The 15307-nt window shown below is 58.5% G+C and carries 21 protein-coding genes and 1 pseudogene; 15 read left to right on the top strand and 7 right to left on the bottom strand.

Translation table 11 applies throughout. From position 1 onward, the window contains the following. Positions 1-182: 182 nt before the first annotated feature. Positions 183-1097 (top strand): annotated as a pseudogene (locus tag DPQ64_RS10085) (transcription initiation factor IIB); the annotation flags it as partial. 61 nt (positions 1098-1158) lie between these two features. Here the strand turns inward: DPQ64_RS10085 and DPQ64_RS10080 are convergent. Beyond that, entirely contained in the window at positions 1159-1986 is an 828-nt protein-coding gene (locus tag DPQ64_RS10080; protein ID WP_115864222.1) for a nucleotidyl transferase AbiEii/AbiGii toxin family protein, read from the bottom strand. After that, positions 1979-2581 (bottom strand): hypothetical protein, encoded by a 603-nt coding sequence (locus tag DPQ64_RS10075; protein ID WP_115864288.1) that lies wholly within the window; start codon positions 2579-2581, stop codon positions 1979-1981. Before DPQ64_RS10075 ends, DPQ64_RS10080 begins: the two co-directional genes overlap by 8 nt. A gap of 173 nt (positions 2582-2754) precedes the next feature. On the opposite strand from DPQ64_RS10075, the gene DPQ64_RS10070 reads away from it, so the two are divergent. The 3 genes from DPQ64_RS10070 to DPQ64_RS10060 all read left to right on the top strand — a co-directional run bounded on the left by DPQ64_RS10070 (position 2755) and on the right by DPQ64_RS10060 (position 4466). After that, a complete protein-coding gene (locus DPQ64_RS10070) occupies positions 2755-3648 on the top strand; it encodes a biosurfactant protein 1 (RefSeq protein WP_115864221.1) in 894 nt (297 codons plus the stop codon). 143 nt (positions 3649-3791) lie between these two features. Next, on the top strand, positions 3792-3980 hold the full coding sequence (locus DPQ64_RS10065; RefSeq protein WP_115864220.1) for a hypothetical protein: 189 nt from the start codon (positions 3792-3794) through the stop codon (positions 3978-3980). Positions 3981-4085: 105 nt separating this feature from the next. Beyond that, the gene (locus DPQ64_RS10060; protein WP_115864219.1) at positions 4086-4466 is read left to right on the top strand and encodes a hypothetical protein; all 381 of its coding nucleotides are present in this window, start codon (positions 4086-4088) and stop codon (positions 4464-4466) included. A gap of 91 nt (positions 4467-4557) precedes the next feature. Here the strand turns inward: DPQ64_RS10060 and DPQ64_RS10055 are convergent, their stop codons facing one another. Both DPQ64_RS10055 and DPQ64_RS10050 read right to left on the bottom strand, forming a co-directional pair. Beyond that, positions 4558-5190, bottom strand: a complete 633-nt coding sequence (locus DPQ64_RS10055) for an endonuclease/exonuclease/phosphatase family protein (protein WP_115864218.1) — start codon at positions 5188-5190, stop codon at positions 4558-4560. 147 nt (positions 5191-5337) lie between these two features. After that, positions 5338-5610, bottom strand: a complete 273-nt coding sequence (locus DPQ64_RS10050) for a hypothetical protein (protein WP_157971660.1) — start codon at positions 5608-5610, stop codon at positions 5338-5340. A 115-nt stretch (positions 5611-5725) separates the two neighbouring features. Here DPQ64_RS10050 and DPQ64_RS10045 point away from each other — a divergent pair, with 115 nt between their 5' ends. From DPQ64_RS10045 to DPQ64_RS10015, 7 genes are all read left to right on the top strand, one after another. Continuing rightward, positions 5726-6163 carry a hypothetical protein gene (locus DPQ64_RS10045; protein WP_115864216.1) on the top strand — a complete coding sequence of 146 codons (438 nt, stop codon included), beginning with the start codon at positions 5726-5728 and terminating at the stop codon, positions 6161-6163. 108 nt (positions 6164-6271) lie between these two features. After that, positions 6272-6763 (top strand): hypothetical protein, encoded by a 492-nt coding sequence (locus DPQ64_RS10040; RefSeq protein WP_115864215.1) that lies wholly within the window; start codon positions 6272-6274, stop codon positions 6761-6763. Between the two features lie 167 nt (positions 6764-6930). Beyond that, a complete protein-coding gene (locus tag DPQ64_RS10035) occupies positions 6931-8400 on the top strand; it encodes a hypothetical protein (protein ID WP_115864214.1) in 1470 nt (489 codons plus the stop codon). A gap of 275 nt (positions 8401-8675) precedes the next feature. Further along, the gene (locus DPQ64_RS19780) at positions 8676-9077 is read left to right on the top strand and encodes a DUF6166 domain-containing protein (protein ID WP_115864213.1); all 402 of its coding nucleotides are present in this window, start codon (positions 8676-8678) and stop codon (positions 9075-9077) included. Positions 9078-9100: 23 nt separating this feature from the next. Beyond that, complete coding sequence (locus tag DPQ64_RS10025; RefSeq protein ID WP_115864212.1) at positions 9101-9379, top strand: DUF7389 domain-containing protein; 279 nt, start codon at positions 9101-9103, stop codon at positions 9377-9379. 48 nt (positions 9380-9427) lie between these two features. Further along, positions 9428-9649, top strand: a complete 222-nt coding sequence (locus DPQ64_RS10020; protein ID WP_115864211.1) for a hypothetical protein — start codon at positions 9428-9430, stop codon at positions 9647-9649. A gap of 56 nt (positions 9650-9705) precedes the next feature. After that, complete coding sequence (locus tag DPQ64_RS10015; RefSeq protein WP_115864210.1) at positions 9706-10026, top strand: hypothetical protein; 321 nt, start codon at positions 9706-9708, stop codon at positions 10024-10026. A gap of 67 nt (positions 10027-10093) precedes the next feature. On the opposite strand, the gene DPQ64_RS10010 is transcribed toward DPQ64_RS10015, so the two are convergent. Further along, the gene (locus tag DPQ64_RS10010; RefSeq protein ID WP_115864209.1) at positions 10094-10558 is read right to left on the bottom strand and encodes a nucleoside deaminase; all 465 of its coding nucleotides are present in this window, start codon (positions 10556-10558) and stop codon (positions 10094-10096) included. A 144-nt stretch (positions 10559-10702) separates the two neighbouring features. Here DPQ64_RS10010 and DPQ64_RS10005 point away from each other — a divergent pair, with 144 nt between their 5' ends. The 4 genes from DPQ64_RS10005 to DPQ64_RS09990 all read left to right on the top strand — a co-directional run bounded on the left by DPQ64_RS10005 (position 10703) and on the right by DPQ64_RS09990 (position 13530). Next, positions 10703-11122, top strand: coding sequence for a hypothetical protein (locus tag DPQ64_RS10005; protein ID WP_115864208.1), 420 nt, complete (start codon positions 10703-10705; stop codon positions 11120-11122). Positions 11123-11132: 10 nt separating this feature from the next. Further along, complete coding sequence (locus DPQ64_RS10000; protein WP_115864207.1) at positions 11133-11399, top strand: hypothetical protein; 267 nt, start codon at positions 11133-11135, stop codon at positions 11397-11399. A gap of 123 nt (positions 11400-11522) precedes the next feature. Beyond that, positions 11523-12524 (top strand): DUF6610 family protein, encoded by a 1002-nt coding sequence (locus tag DPQ64_RS09995; protein WP_115864206.1) that lies wholly within the window; start codon positions 11523-11525, stop codon positions 12522-12524. A gap of 82 nt (positions 12525-12606) precedes the next feature. Beyond that, entirely contained in the window at positions 12607-13530 is a 924-nt protein-coding gene (locus DPQ64_RS09990) for a M78 family metallopeptidase domain-containing protein (RefSeq protein ID WP_115864205.1), read from the top strand. 300 nt (positions 13531-13830) lie between these two features. Here the strand turns inward: DPQ64_RS09990 and DPQ64_RS09985 are convergent, their stop codons facing one another. Both DPQ64_RS09985 and DPQ64_RS18765 read right to left on the bottom strand, forming a co-directional pair. Beyond that, positions 13831-14979: an MBL fold metallo-hydrolase gene (locus tag DPQ64_RS09985; RefSeq protein ID WP_115864204.1), complete on the bottom strand. Its 1149-nt coding sequence runs from the start codon at positions 14977-14979 to the stop codon at positions 13831-13833. A 64-nt stretch (positions 14980-15043) separates the two neighbouring features. Continuing rightward, positions 15044-15220, bottom strand: coding sequence for a hypothetical protein (locus DPQ64_RS18765; RefSeq protein WP_157971659.1), 177 nt, complete (start codon positions 15218-15220; stop codon positions 15044-15046). Positions 15221-15307: the final 87 nt, after the last annotated feature.

Genomic DNA, 15307 nt, shown 5'->3' with positions numbered 1-15307 from the left:
ACGAATAGGCCGAGTCTAGTCCTCGGAGTGAGGGTTCACTGTTTACGAGTACCCGTTCATAGCCGGGGTTTCGCCACAGCATGATACCGCGAGGTTCCCGTACCGCTGGGTGTTTATTTGCCCCTTGATGGGTGAGGGGCGCTCCGAGATGCGCGATCTGCGTGATTCCCCTCGTGCGTATCATGGCAACCAGAGACATCTACGCGACGACGTTCGACGAAGACGTCCAGACTGAAACTGAATCGACCCAGTGCCCCAAATGCAACGGGCGGGTCACCACCAACGCGGTCGAAACCGTCTGCGAGGAGTGTGGCCTTGTTATCGACGAACAGCGCATCGACCACGGGCCCGAATGGCGGGCGTACGATGACGACGAGCGTGAACGGACGGGTGCGCCGCTCACGGCGACGCGGCACGACCGGGGGCTATCGACCGAGATCGGACATGGAACGGACGTGAACGGAAATACGCTCTCCGGACGGAAGCGCCAGCAGGTCGCCCGAATGCGGCGGGAGCAGAAACGCGGTCGATTTCAATCGAAAGCCGAGCGCAACCTCGCACACGGTCTCGGTGAAGTTCGCCGGATCGTGAGCGCGCTCGAGCTGTCCGAGACGATTCGCGACCAGGCGTGCCAGCTCTTCCGCAGTGCTCAGAACGAGGACCTCTTGCGGGGCCGGTCGATCGAAGCGATGGCCACTGCGAGCGTCTACGGCGCCTGTCGGTGTAACGGGCCTTCGCGCACGATCGATGACGTCATCGATCCGGCACGCGTCGAGCAATCGCGCGTGACGAACGCGTACAAGACGCTGAACACCGAACTTGGACTCCCGGCCCAGCCCGTCACGCCCAGTGCCTTCGTCCCACGGCTCGCGTCAGAACTCGATGTCCCCGATCAAATTCGGCAACGGGCACGTGAACTCGCAGAGCAAGCGGAGGAGGCTGGCGTCACCACCGGCGTACAACCATCGGGGTTCGCCGCGACGTGCCTCTACAAAGCTGACCAAGAACACGGGCTATTGCTCACCCAGTCGACAATCGCCGACGTGGCGAACACGTCGCCGGTGACGTTGCGGACTCATCGAAACACACTCAACGAGCTACTCGATCAACTAGATCGAAGCAGTACTCCGCTCGCAGCCGGTGGGAACGACCCGCTACCTACACGAAGAGGCGTTCAATCGACTGACTGAGAAGGGATGCATCGACGCCGATGAGTCGCGCTGCGCGGTCGTATATCTCATCTGTCGTCGCGTCTCGAAAGACCGTGATATCGTCGTCATTCAGATACGTGTGGACGGCCTCCGTTATCTCGTCATACTCGGTTACGTACCAGAGCAGTGCGTGCAGGTCAGCGAGGTCTTTCAGCCGTTTGTGGCTCTTATCTCGCTGTGGAAGGGCACGGACTTTCATCGCTGCGAGCAGTTCCGGTGCTGCAATGAGAACCTCAGCAGGCGCATCCCACGCAACGTATTCGTCAAGCGCTTCAGCACGTCCGGCCGTAAATGCGGGTTCGAGCAGTGGTTCTGCAGGCGGGCGGAACCCGAACACCTCGTGAAACGCATCGAGTGCGGTGGTATCGGGGATAATGTCGATATCGACGCGAAAGATGTTGTGTGGCGGTTGGTCTTTGGCCTCGTCGTCACTCAGTCGCTCCCCGGTGTCCCGATGGAACTGCTGATAGAAGCCGAAGCGGCCACGAGTATACTCGAGTTCGTCTTCGATCTCCTGGAGCGTCGTCGCGACCGACGTCGTGGGTAGCTCCTCGGCCGTCCAGTCCGTCTCGATATGGATGCCGAGATCGATGTCGCGTGACCCAATGTAGGGTCGATCGTGTGCGGCCTGAAAGCCCTCGGTGACGTGCAGGTGAACGGCCCATCCGCCGAGGAGGCACACTGGTGGGCTCGCAGCGGCGATGATATCCTGGAGTTCCCGCTCAGAGAGCGTGGTCACCGCGTCGACGTACTGGCTCCGGTCGCCGCTACTCATTGTGATACCTCTCGATCAGGCGATGGGCAGCCTCGACAGCGGGGCCGTCCTCATCGAGGAGATCGACGATCAGTTGTGGAATCGATACCGTCCGGACGCCGTCGATAGTCTGGGCGTTGTAGAAGACGTGCTCGTCGGTCACCCGGAACTCCGTGTTCCCGCCACCAATCAACCCCTGCTCTTCAATGAATCTAAGCCACTGTTCGATATCGTCGGGGTTCACGTATACGGCCGTCTCTGAGACAAAAAGAAATCCTTGGTGGATGTTCTCGGCCTCATAGGTCGTGAAGGCGTACTCACACTCGGTTTCTTGAATTTGGTCGCGGGGCTGCTGGAGGGACACGCTGAGATCGTTAGGCTGGATTCGTATCTCCCGCCAGTGCTCGTAGAGGGCCGTCGGATCGACAACCCTCGTATCGTCGACGAGGCCAGCCGCTTCGAGTTGATCGATATAGTCGTAGCCCCACGACTGAGAGACGTCTGCGCGCTTGGCTACTTCGTACGTACTCAAATCGTCCGTCGCGTGATTGAGGAGAACTCGATGCAGTCGCTCCTTCTTGAATCCGCGTTCGCGAGCGGGCGGTTCGAGGAGCATACTACCTAGGTAGCTCGCCATACTTATATACCTAACCGGAATCCGGCAGCTCTTATAAGCTCTGGCTTTACCGGAACATCCGGTAATTCTTGGTACTTATATACGCACCCGGAATAGTGATGTGCAGCGAATATTTAAATGCGAAACCGAAGCAACGCAGTTCACGACCACAAATGACCAGACAGAATGCTGATCACGAAGAGCTCCGGCCGCTTGGCGAAGCGACGCATCTTCCTGACGACAAACTCTCCAGCAGTACCGACGGAGAGCCCCGACGTCAACGAACGAGTGGCGTCGACGCAGGCTATCCAGACACCACGACAGCAACTGCGGCCGAGTGTACCTCCTGCGGGACATCGATCCCCACTGGACAGACGAAGTGCCGATTCTGTCTCACGAATCAACTCAATGCATCCACCGTTGACCATGACACCCCTGATTCGGAGTGTGATATCCGCCATGTCATCCATGCGCTCGTCGAGTCGCGGACGTTCTACGGCGCCGTGGCCAAGGGATCTGCTGCGATCAATCTCCTCGCGAAACCGGAGTCCGACCCTGCGGTCGACGACTACCAGCTCATCTACGACCTCAATGAGGAGCCTGCAGCGCAGCTTGTCGACCAGTGGCCCACGCTCCCGTCGGCGACCCGGGTCAAATCAGAGAGCGGCGAACAGCTGCTCGTGACGGCTTATGAGCGAACGATGTGGCGAGACACGACGCAGTCGCGTCACAACGGCGAGCACGCGACATTCCTCTATGACAAAAGTGGGAATGGGATTCGCGACGAGGAACGTCTCGTGACCCTTCGTGAGGACGCAGACGACGACGTCTGGCTGGTACCGGCGATTGCACTACAGCGATCCGTCACCGATGCCAGTACCGGGACCCCACGACACGAGAGCCCGAACAGAGATCACCTCGAGTGTCGGGAGTGCAATCGAGAGACTGAGCATCGATTCAACGGATTCGAAGACGTACCTGACGACGAGTGGACCGGGCAGCCGATGTGGGAGTGCCAAGTATGCGGAACTTCTCGATACGGGCCAGAACCAGACGCAGATCAGTAGGGGATGCCGAGCTTAACCAACGTAAAAGGGGTGAAGTTCTGGAATCGTTGGTTAACTGAAGACCACTCCAGAACCATCTTGGAGATGTCCTGCTGTTCGCTAGCCTATGTTTCTCTGCGCCGCAAATCGGCGGAGGCGCACACATGAACCCACGAAACACACCCGGCTACCGGATGCACCGCGCTCTCAGCAATCTCAGCAGTATCGACGTCGATCGATTGGATCTCGACGATCAGGAGCGAATCGACGAATCGATGACGCTCCTAGAGCAGGTGAGTCTGCTCACTCGACCAGATGCCGCGAAGGAGGCCAACGTTCAGGTAGAGTCCTGATAGTACGAATCGACGGTCAGCGCTTCTTCCAGATCCGCCTCGGAGTGGGAGTTTGTTATCCCCTGGAAGGGGTGAGGGGCAAGAGAACGCCCCCGAGTACAACCTATGGCAACACTCCAAGCAGCGACGGCGTCAACCGGCGCGATCGTATCGGACGCACAAGCAGTCCGCCAGCTCTGTGAGAGCTATTGCTTCGGGACTCTCAACTGGGAGGTGGACGAGGAGAGCGAACTCATCATCTGGGGCTACGATAGCTTCGAGGTGTACGAAGCGCGTGACAACGGCCTCCCCGACTACGAGGGTGGGATCGTGACCCACGAGTTCCTCCGACAGCTCGCCGAGTACATCAACGGCAACGAGGAACTCGACATCCAGACGGCCGGGTACACGAAGTGTCGATTCCCGATCCTCGCCACACGGTACGTCATCCGAGATGGGGAAGTCCTGCACGCCGATCTCAGTGGACTCGACCCGATCGACGAGTAACTGTTGTTTAGCCCATTGAAGAGTACAGGGTGTGCCCGAAAGCGGCCCTGTCCCGGAGGGTCAGCATCGATGATTGTTCCCTGAATGAGAGTTACCGTTTAATCACGCCCTCAGCAACGACCGGGGCATGGTCGCTCTTGTACGTCCCATTCCCGTTCATCCCGTCCAGTGACCCGTCTCGGCCGTTCCAGATCTCACACCCTCGTACGGTGAAGTCAGCAGACACGAGGATATGGTCCAACCGCTTCTTGGACGGATTCCCATTATGGACGATGTGCGTATACTCCTCGGTGCTGGCTTCGTACTCCCCGCTGGGAGACGCTAGATACGTATCCTGTATCTCCCACTCCCCAAGCGCTTGACCGAAGAGTTGCTTCTCTGCGGTTCGCCAGCACTGCCCGAACGTCTGTTCGACGGCGACTTCACCAGCCTCCTGGAAATAATAGGGATCGCCGTAGAAGGGATAGTGCGTGTACTCTGTCCCACCGTGCGGAATGATTTGCTTGTCGCTCGTTTCTTCTTTTGGAGCATTAAAATCACCGCCCAGAATCACCGGATGCTCCAGTTTCGTATTCTGTAGATAGATCCGGCCATACACCGTTTCGAGCATGTTGACCTTCTCTTCGCCCCAGTTTGCCCCGTTGATGATCCCGACGTTCCACACCTCAACCGTGTCAGCCTCGACCGTGTCGTCTGCAGACGTGTCGATGTTCGCGACGAGCATCTTCTCGGGGAAGTGTGTGTAGTAGTAATTGAGCGCCCGCGGTTTCCGATGGCCAATATTCTGAAGATTGAGCGGTTGTCTCTCGATTGGCCACCGGCTGACCGTTACGTTGCAGCGGTTGTGCGTCCCGCTAATATCTGTATGCGGCTACACATCTGAGTCCATGAGTTCACGCGACCAATCACCAGTATGCGCAGCGTAGTACTCCAGAGAGTGCCCTTCGAAGTAGTCGAGGAAGGCCTCCAAGTGGTCGTCCCACTCACCGTCCTCTGTGTTTTTGTTTCGGACAGCTTGGAAGAGAAACACATCAACGTCAGTGCAGTGTTCGTCGAGGAACTGAAGTTGTCCCTGTAGTTGGGAGTCAGAGACAGCGGTTTCACCGTTTAGATTCCACGACAGAATAGTCAGACTGTCTCTCATATCGTCCCACACAGCGGAAACGGGGATTAGAGTACCGGAGGTCCGTAAGACCATAGCTATGTTCTCGTTTATCGGGGGCAAAAGGACTGAGCCCCACACTAGGCTTCGATAATCAATGTCCAAGCAACCACCCGGCGACCTATTCGATGACTGTGCGCTAGACCCCGACGCGATCCTCGGAACACAGATCTACGAGGGCGTCCTGTTCACCGAGGAGACCGAGACGCCAGTGAACGTACTGACCGGCGAGACGCCCGAGCATTCGAAGACGAATGTCGACGAAGCCAGAGCCTTTGCCGCCGGAATCGATAGCGACACTCCGCAGATCGCGCTGCAGGCGTCGGTCGAAGCACAGATCGAAACCGCGAGCAAACCGTACACCGCAGCGGCGTTCTTCCACTTCAAGGCGACGGGGTCGCTCAAACGGCATCGCGCCTACCACGCGGCTTACGAGTCAGAGGCGTTTGCGGTCGATTTCGAGGCCGACTACGAATCCGGTGACCTGACGATAACCGTCGAGGAGGTCACTGGGTCGGAAAGAGACGAAGCCTAGCGAGTGCGTATTCCGGCGATGTTTATTGTGCGCCGGCAATGGGTGCCGGCGCACCAAGCAGCGTAGCGGAGTGCAGTCGCGTGCGTCGGCAGACCGAGGTGAACACCGATGCATATGGTCATTTACACCCTGGTAGAAGCATCGACACAAGACGACGCACTGGCCAGCGGAAAGACGGTATTCGATCGACTCGTCGGCGCCGTGCCACACGCAGGCGCTGTCTTCGACTACTATGTGACGTTCGACGAAGCGGGCACGTCAGTAGCTGGAAAAGCCCGATGGGGCGAACTCCCGGTTGCAGCCACTGTGGTGTCCGACGAGGGCGAGGAGCTGCTCGAACGTGGCTGGGAAGCCACGAAGGAGGAGTTCCAGCGGAATCTCGACCGAGTGAGAGAGGCACTCGACGAACGCAGCGACGAGGAGATCATGCGCGACGAGGACCTCGCCCGGCATGCCTTCCACCAGGTCGGCGCGTACGACGGACCATCGGTCTTCCTGTACGACGAACATGGAAGTGGTATCCGACATCGAGGGCAGCTCGATCGGATTCTCGACGAGAGTGACGATCTCTGGATCGTCCCGGCAGACGTCCACTTCTAAGGAATACCCGAGATGCTACCCATCTCAAACTGAGCTTGAGAGAGCCGTATACCGAATCTGGAGTATCGGAATGCAGGGCAAGGTGTAGCTGCAGCTCCTGGGAAAGGTACCACTATTTCAACAGCTACAAGACCACCTGCTGGCGATATTCTTAGAACAGTCCAGATATGTTTGATGAGATAGGGACCGCGACCGAGGCCGAGGTGTTTGAAGTACTCGGTCGGTATACGACCGGGAATGTGGAGCTCATTGAGGCGGCAATCGAAATCTCGGTCGCCCCGGAGGTATTTCGTGATATTTTAGAACAACACGATATTGCAGTTCGAGAGCCTTCGAAGCAGGAAATCGTCGAGAACGTTGCTGAGTATCTCCACGAGAGAGAAGACGGCGGAGGGTATCAGTACAGTCACTCTGATGAGAATCAGGTTGAGGAAGGCATCAGTGCCATTATTGAACGAGTGAATGTTGATACGGACCAGTTCCGGCTGAGTGAACAGAGATTGCGGATGCGGATTAAGGAGTTCGTCTGGAAGGCGAAGACTGAGAGTGGTGATACAGCAGAAGTATTCTGGTCGGATATGGATGACATCCATCGAACTCTCGGAACGCAAGACTGCACCACATACACCATCGTGTTCCCGCTTAACATAGTATTCAATAAGGTTGAGCGGCCGGACAAGTACCGCAGTTTAGGACACTCCGTGCAGGCTATTTCGTCCAATGAGTGGGGCGACTACTGCGATAAGGCGTATGAGGCCGAGCAGAATAGGGCTGAAGAATCGGACGCAATCAATGATAGAAATAAACTCAAGAAGTGGTTTAGCGATTCACCGAACAAGTTAGATCGGGACGCGCAATCCTACTGGCTGATGGAAATTGATGCCCTAGATCCAAAATATGCAAGCGATACGTGTGTAGAGGCACTCCAATTTCTGCTGGGCCGGATCAATTTCGCGCTGACCCGGAATCAACTCGAGGGCAATCAAATAAACAGCAGTGTCTGGAACACACGGTGGCAGGATCTACGACTCCCATTTATCTATCTAATTTTTGAGGAGGATGATTACCTGAAGTTTTCGTACAGTACGGACCCGACACCACGCCGTTCAACGATATTGTCCGGACATGACGCCTCCCGGTATACGGAATACTTTGATGAAATTTCCTCGTTAAACGGAAATCTAAACGACATGGAAAATCGGCTCGTCAGATCGGTGTCTTCGTTCCAGGACGCGGTAACGAACACTAACCGAGAAGACGCGTTCTTGGATTACTGGCGGAGTGCTGAACGGCTCACATTGACTACTGAGACGGACACGACATCGACCGTTGTGCAGCGAGCGAGAACGGTGGCGAGAGCCTCCAATGTGGTAAGTCAGTCGACGGTTCGTGACAAACGGAACAAACTGGTGCATGAAGGTGACTCAGTAGAGATTACGACGGATGATACGAATACAGTGAAGGATATGCTGGAAGTCCTCATTTGCCTTTACGTCGATAAGAGCGGTGAGTGGGAACATGAGGATTTTCTGTTTTTCTTCGAGCACGCGGATAAGAGTGATGCGGCGCTTGAACACCTTGAAGATGACCGCCAGTCAGATATTGATATGGTTGAGGAGATTCGGCAGATGAAGTGAGGGAATAGAGATGCGGGAGATGATACATTTCGCTATGTTAGGCAATTTCATTGATCTCCGGGTCGGAGATATGAAGATGGAGTGACGGGAATACGTGTTGTGTTGGCCAAAACGGTGGACGACGACTCACCGCCCTTGTTTAACCAACAATACATACAAAATCTCGTAGTGTTGGTTAAGGCGGCGTCCTTGCTGCTGTGAATTAGTATTGCGAGGGAGTTTTTCGCCCCCCGAGGGGCGCGGGGGTGCTCGAACGAGTACCTTCGAACAGACCCATGAGTGGAACTATCGACTCACAATCAGGCGAACAGACACGCCCGAGAAGTGACCGCAACGTCGTCTACGTCGGCTATCGACAGCGAGGACGCGCCGTCGTAGAGACACTTCCTGGACAAGAACGCTTAACCCCGCGTCGGAGTCTCGAGTTGGCGAACCACAGTCCCTCGGGATTCGAGTGGGGATACGGTGGGAGTGGTCCAGCACAGCTCGCACTCGCGCTCCTGCTCGATTACACGGACGATGAGGAGGTCGCCCTAGCACACTATACCGAGTTCAAAAACGAGGTTGTGAGCAAACTGGACTGCACTGGTCGCGACGGGCGCTGGCGACTCACCGGCAGTGACATCGACGCGGTCCTTCGCGAGACGGCCGACGAAGCAGTCGCACCGTCTATCTGAACAACGATCACCGAGAGCCACACATGTCGGAACAAAACCAGCCGTCTCGTGCGGATGTCGAATCGACAGCGAACGATGAGCGATCGTCGCTAACGGAGTACGTCGAACGCACTGACGTCGGTGTCTCGCTGACCGTAAAGCTCAAACGTGGAACCGGGACACGGGATGAAGACCAGATCAAGGCCAAGGTGAAGGCGAAAACGCTGGAAGATGCCCGCGAGGACATGGAGACGCTTCGAGCGTACATCCACGATCTCGCCGAGGACGCCCGCCAAATTCAACCCGAGGAAGAAGACGAATAACCCGGCGCTGTTTTTTCGTCGCCTCAGCAGGAGTGGAGGCGACACTCAGTGAGTAACTCGGCAGAGCAATCCACGGTATCGAGCGGCCTATCACCAGAGCAGCGGCTTGAGCCACCAAATACGGGGCTTCTCAACGCCGGTATCGTGACGATCAACGATATGGAGACGTTGCGAGCCTGCGTCGCCTACGAGAACGCGAATCAGAAGCGAGTCCAGATCCTTCGGCGGCTCGAACACCGGGCCAACGAAATCCGCGCTGAGGAGGATTGAGACGACACTCGTAGGGCAGTTTTTCGGAGCCTCCAATGGGTTGAGGCTCGATTCACATGAGCAATCGACCGGACATCGAGATTCAACAGCAGACTGCATTCGGCGAGGATGGCCAGCTCGAAGTCACCGAAACGAGCGTCGAAACCTCCCTCGAGGACTTCGGCGCGGACGTGGATCACCGCGACCGCGATTCACGGCTCGATCGGCCAGCAGCGAGTGAGTTCGGCGTCGACGACCGGCCCGAAGTAGAACGGTCGGCCGAGGGCGACCAGTCGACCCTCTTCGCCGATACGGACAAGGATCAGCAGACGCTCGCCGGCGAGCAGGCTACCAAACAGTGTCTCTTCGAGGACGGTGAGGCTGACGACACCTGCTAACTCGTCTTCGACCGCACTGGTGACGAACTAGAGATGTTCCCCCATAGCGGCTCAGGTCGTCGCTGGGTCACCAGTCGAATTCCTCGTGGATCTGCCGCCCCTCGTCGTTCAGAACAGGCCCGACGACGTCGCTGACGCCGTCGAGGATTGCTGCCGATCGGACCGACGGCTCGTGACCCGTGAATTCCGCGATCTCGTCGCTGCCGACGCTGTAGACGACGCGGTCGAATCCGGCCTTGGCCATCCCCCCGGCACACATCGGGCACGGCTCCGTGCTCGTGTACATCACCGTCTCCGTACGTTCGTCCGGGTCGAGTTCGCGACACGCGCGGTAGGCGAGATGCAGTTCGGGATGGCGGCGGATGTCGTCCTCCGTGACCTCACGGTTCGAGTCGGCCATGACGACCGTATCGTCGTGGACGAGCACGCTGCCGAACGGCTTGTCGCCGCGGTCAGCAGCCTCACGAGCGAGATCGAAGGTCCTGCGTAGATGCGAATCGTGTTCGAAGTCATCGACGCTCGTGCCAGTCACATCTGTATACTGGTCCGAGCCACCAGATAAGTCGTTGGGGTGACGCGTAACAGCGTGATTCGAGAGCCGTCGAACGAAGGCCGTTTTTTGAGCGCCCGAGAGGGGCGCGGGCGCGAGCGAACGTGCCCCCTAGAGGTGACCACAATGGAACATACAGAAGAAACGGCAGCGCATCGGCTCACAATCACCGTCGACGGTGTCGACCTCCCTGTCAACGAGGACGTACGCCATGCACTTCTCGAAGATCTCCGCACAGAGTTCCGAGACCTGCTCGTGGAGAGCCACGGTGTCGAGGTGGACCAGGACGACGTCACCGTCACAACGGGCTACCGCTACATGCAGGTCCCGGCTGAGTGTCCACTCTGCGGCGAGCAACTTGACCTCCTGAGCGTTCATCTGGACAACGAGAACGGTGCATACGCGAGCGCGAAATGTCCCGACGAGAACTGCGAGTGGAGCGGTGACGCCGTCTATCGCATCATCGACCTCGAAGGCAGCGAGAGTGACGCCGTCGAGAGCAGCGTCCTAACCGGCGATATCACGCCGAGCTTCGACCCGTACTGAGGTAGATTCGATGGAAGACACGCCCACGTTCACGCGTATCGAACCGATCTGCCCCCGTGACGACTGCGACTCGCAGCTTGGTATCGGGAAACCCGTCTATGCAGGCGAGCAGACCGACATCGCCTACGCCGATGTGTGGTGTCAGAACCAGACGTGTTCGTTCACTGCCTGCGCGCAGTTTGCACTCGTCGATCTTCTTCACGAAGAGGTAGATTCACAGACGAGTCTCGTCAACGCAGGACAGATCGAACCACTCGAGGCACGATATCAACGGTGAGTTAACCAACATCAGAAGCGGCTAGCTCTTATTGTTGGTTAAGATTGGCGTCTGCTGGTGGTTTTTTCTCGCCCCGAGAACGAGCGCGGGGCGATAAACCCTGCATCTTCTGGGTGATTCGAGATGGCGCTCTCAGCACGTCCGACCAGCAGCATCGCCACCGAAATTACAGCTGCTCGGCAGGCCGACCACGTAGCGTTTCTTCACCGTGTTCCGTTCGCGCTTGACGCATTCCGACTCGGCTTTCTCACGGGCTTTCGCGAGGACTGTACCTACCAACAGCACCAGTACACGGACCTGGACCTACCGGTCGGGATGCTCGACAACGACTTTCGCAATCCCGACCTCGATCGATACGTCGAGCGCTTCTTCGAATACGAACCGGAGGTCGGTGTGATTGGCGACGCCTACGACGTCGACAAGGTCGACGAATACGTTGCTGCTGCCCGCGAGATCCAGGGCAGTTACCCGGACGCAGACCCCGTGATCGTCCCGAAGTGCCGTGCTGCGATTCACGCTGTCCCCGATGACCTCGTCGTCGGCTACTCGCGCGGCTACGCCGATCGACTCGCCCACGAGTTCTCTGACCCTGTGGACTGGCGTGGCCGACGTGTCCATATTCTCGGTGGGAGTCCCCCCAAGCAACTCGACGTGATCGACCAGCTCACCCGTCCGACGCTGACGGGTGACCCACCGGCCGATATCGTCGGCCTCGATTGGAACGGTGTCCATCGCGGAGCGCAGTTCGGCGAGTTCTGGACGCCCGACGGCTGGAACGACAGCGGTCGCGACGCCGAGCATATGACGATTCGCAAGACCGTGCGCCACGGCCTTGCCCGGATTCGTGAGTTCTGGCAGGCACACGACGTCTGGCCCGAGTCGACGCCCCAGGAGGACGGGCCCGAACTCACATATCGCGGCCCGTCACCAGGCGATATCGAGAGCGCAGCCTGTACCAAGTGTGGAGCGAACGTGTGGACGACCGAGCGCGGTCCGTACGTCGCTGAGTACGACACGGGCGAGATCTGTGGCTACTGTAGTTACGACTGCTACTTCTCGCACCGCCATGGGAACAACCTCGAGGAACTCGTCGGTGAGCAGAGCGTCTACGTCCCACTGGCGTGACGCCACGAGTGTTTTTTGCGCCCCGAGGGGTGCGGCGCGTCCTACTCCGACGCAGTCGCCGTGAACGCGATTTACTGAAATCATGACTCCGACCAGTAACTCGTCGGTCTCATTCGAGGAGACCGACGCCAGACGCGACGAGATGCACAGTACCATCGAAGCGTGGATCGACGAGCTCGTCGCCGGCGTCGACGACGCGCAGGCCAGCGCGGAGTTCCAGGAGTGGCTGGACGTCCAGAGTCGCTTCCAGGACTACTCCTACCGGAACACGCTCCTCATCAAGCGGCAGTGTCCCGAGGCGAGCGGGGTTGCGGGCTACCGGACGTGGCAGGAGGAGTTCGACCGCCACGTCACGGAGGGCGAGTCGGCCATCTGGATTTGGGCGCCGATCATCACCAAGCAGTGCCCGGAGTGCGAGAACTCGCCGAGCTACCACGAGGACAGCGACTGTGAGTACGACGAGACGCCGCCCGAGGAGTGGTCCGAGGGTCTGGTCGGATTCAAGCCCGCGCCGGTGTTCGATGTCTCCCAGACCGAGGGCGAGCCTCTTCCCGACCTGGACACGGAAGCAACCGGGGACGCCGGCGACCTCGTCGAACAGTTGACTGTCGCCGCTGACGACCTCGGCGTCACGGTGCGGATCGTTCCAGCCGAGGAGTGGACCCACGGCGAGGCCAAGGGCATCTGCGAACAGCTGAGCCCCGTCGACGTCCAGCCGCTCGTCAAGGTGCGTGATCGGGAGAACGAGGCCGACCTGGCGCGGACGCTGATTCACGAGTACGCGCACGCTCTGCTCCACTTCGACGTCGACGACACCGAGCGGGCGAAACGCGAAGTCGAGGCCGAAGCCGTCGCGTACGTCGTCGGGCGCTACTGCGGGCTCGACACTAGCGGGTCAGCGTTCTACCTCGCTGCGTGGGAGTCGGACGATCCCGAGATCGTTCGCGAGCGCCTCGGACGGATTAGTCGAACGGCAGAAGAACTCATCGATGTCCTCGAAGACTAATTCTCACGCTAATTTTGTTAACCAACAAATAGCCATTACTCCGCCTATTCGTTTGTTAAGTCTATCAGTCTCGCCTATCGTTATCAGTTGGTCTTCGATATTTTCGGGGCTAATCGAATAGTCCCGGACACCGCAGTGAGGGTGAGAGAAGTACCTGGCTCGGCCGTAGCTGTCGGGGCGGCGTCACCTCACGATCCCCTCGTCGCCGGAATCCAGAAACTGACCGCCACAACCCTCGAGTACGCCGATGGTGATCACTCCCGTCAGCTGGAGAGGACTACGACGGGAAAGCCGGTCCGGTTACGCGGCACAGTTATTCGGTCCTAGTTCGAGTTCAGTCGCCTCGCTCTCGTTGTCGACAGTGTCTTTGCCCGTGTTGATGGCGATGACTGCCTCGTAGTTCGGGGGTTTCTCCGGGACGTCCTCGGTCAGACGCTCAACGAACGCGTCGCGGTCCAGCCCGAGAAAGCCGAGTTCGTTACGGAGGTCCCCGAGTCGGGCCTTGAGGGGATCGCCTGGTGAGCCGTTCTCGTATCGGCCGTCGCTCATGACGGTGAGGTGACCCGGCAGGATCGTCGTGTCGTCTGGAAGTTCGAGGATCGTCTCGTGGAGCGAGTCGTACAGCAGTTCCGCTCCACGCGAGGCGTCGTCCTCACCAAACTGGAGTTCGGTCCGTCCAACGGAGTCGACGAACAGCGTGTCGCCCGTCAACAGGAGTTCGCCGTCAACGAGGTAGTTCAGCATCTCCGAGGTGTGCCCGGGCGTGTGTAATGCCTCGATTTCGACCTCCCCGACCTCAATGGTCTCTCCATCCGATAGTGGTTCGTATTCGTACTGGACGCCACGCTCGCTGGCTGTGTCGCCGAGGTGGTAAGGCAGGCCGATCTTGTCGGCGAGTACCGGGCTGCCAGAAATGTGGTCGGCGTGGACGTGCGTATCGAGTACACGAGTTATGGAGAGTCCGGCGTCCTGAGCGGCGACTTTGAACTGGTCAGTTTGTCGGCTCGCATCGACCACGACAGCCTCCTCCGCCTCCTTCGAGCCGACGACGTAGCCGAGACAGCCCTTCGCTCGTCGCTGGACCTGTCGAACGACGAGGTCGTCACTAACTGTCTCGATGGGGACGGTCTCGTAGAGTTTGCTCCACGCCTCCATGCCGCCAGTGACCGCGGAGACGTCGTCGTAGCCGTACTCTTCGAGTTCGAACGCGAACGCCGTCGACGTCAGGCCCTTGCCACAGATGGCGACGACCGGCTGGCTGGCGTCCAGTTCGTTTTCCCCGTTCAGTGGGTCTTCACTCAGTCCGTCGGCCGGGTCGTAGGGGACGTTCTCTGCGTCGGGCACGTGCCAGGCCTCGAAGCTGTCTTCAGGGCGTGTGTCGACGAGTGTGAACCGTTCGTTCGCGTCGGTCTTCTCCGCGAGTTGTTCCGCAGTGATAGTTTTGACCATTATTTCTGACCTGTGTCGTGTCTGGGTTTCCGCTTGTCACCTCTCCCCCGTACGCTGTCACTGCCTAGCGCGTTCGATTACGCCCTCCTTCGGGGAAAGTGTTCTTGCGCGGAATCGTGGCCGCCTCGCGGTACGCCTCGCCGGCCGTGTAGTCACCACTGCGCTGGATGAACGGATACAGCGCGTTTACGGGCGTGTTCTGGGCCCGACCATCGTCGCCCGCGCTCCCGATCAGTCCCATCACCTCCTCGTCAGCGGGCGAGTGTTCCGCGATATATTCGACGATGACGTCGACCAGTATCGTCGCGACCGCTGTCGTCCTGAAACG

The organism is Halorussus litoreus, assembly GCF_003382685.1.
Taxonomy (GTDB): Archaea; Halobacteriota; Halobacteria; order Halobacteriales; family Haladaptataceae; genus Halorussus; species Halorussus litoreus.
This window is presented reverse-complemented; position numbering and strand designations above follow the sequence as displayed.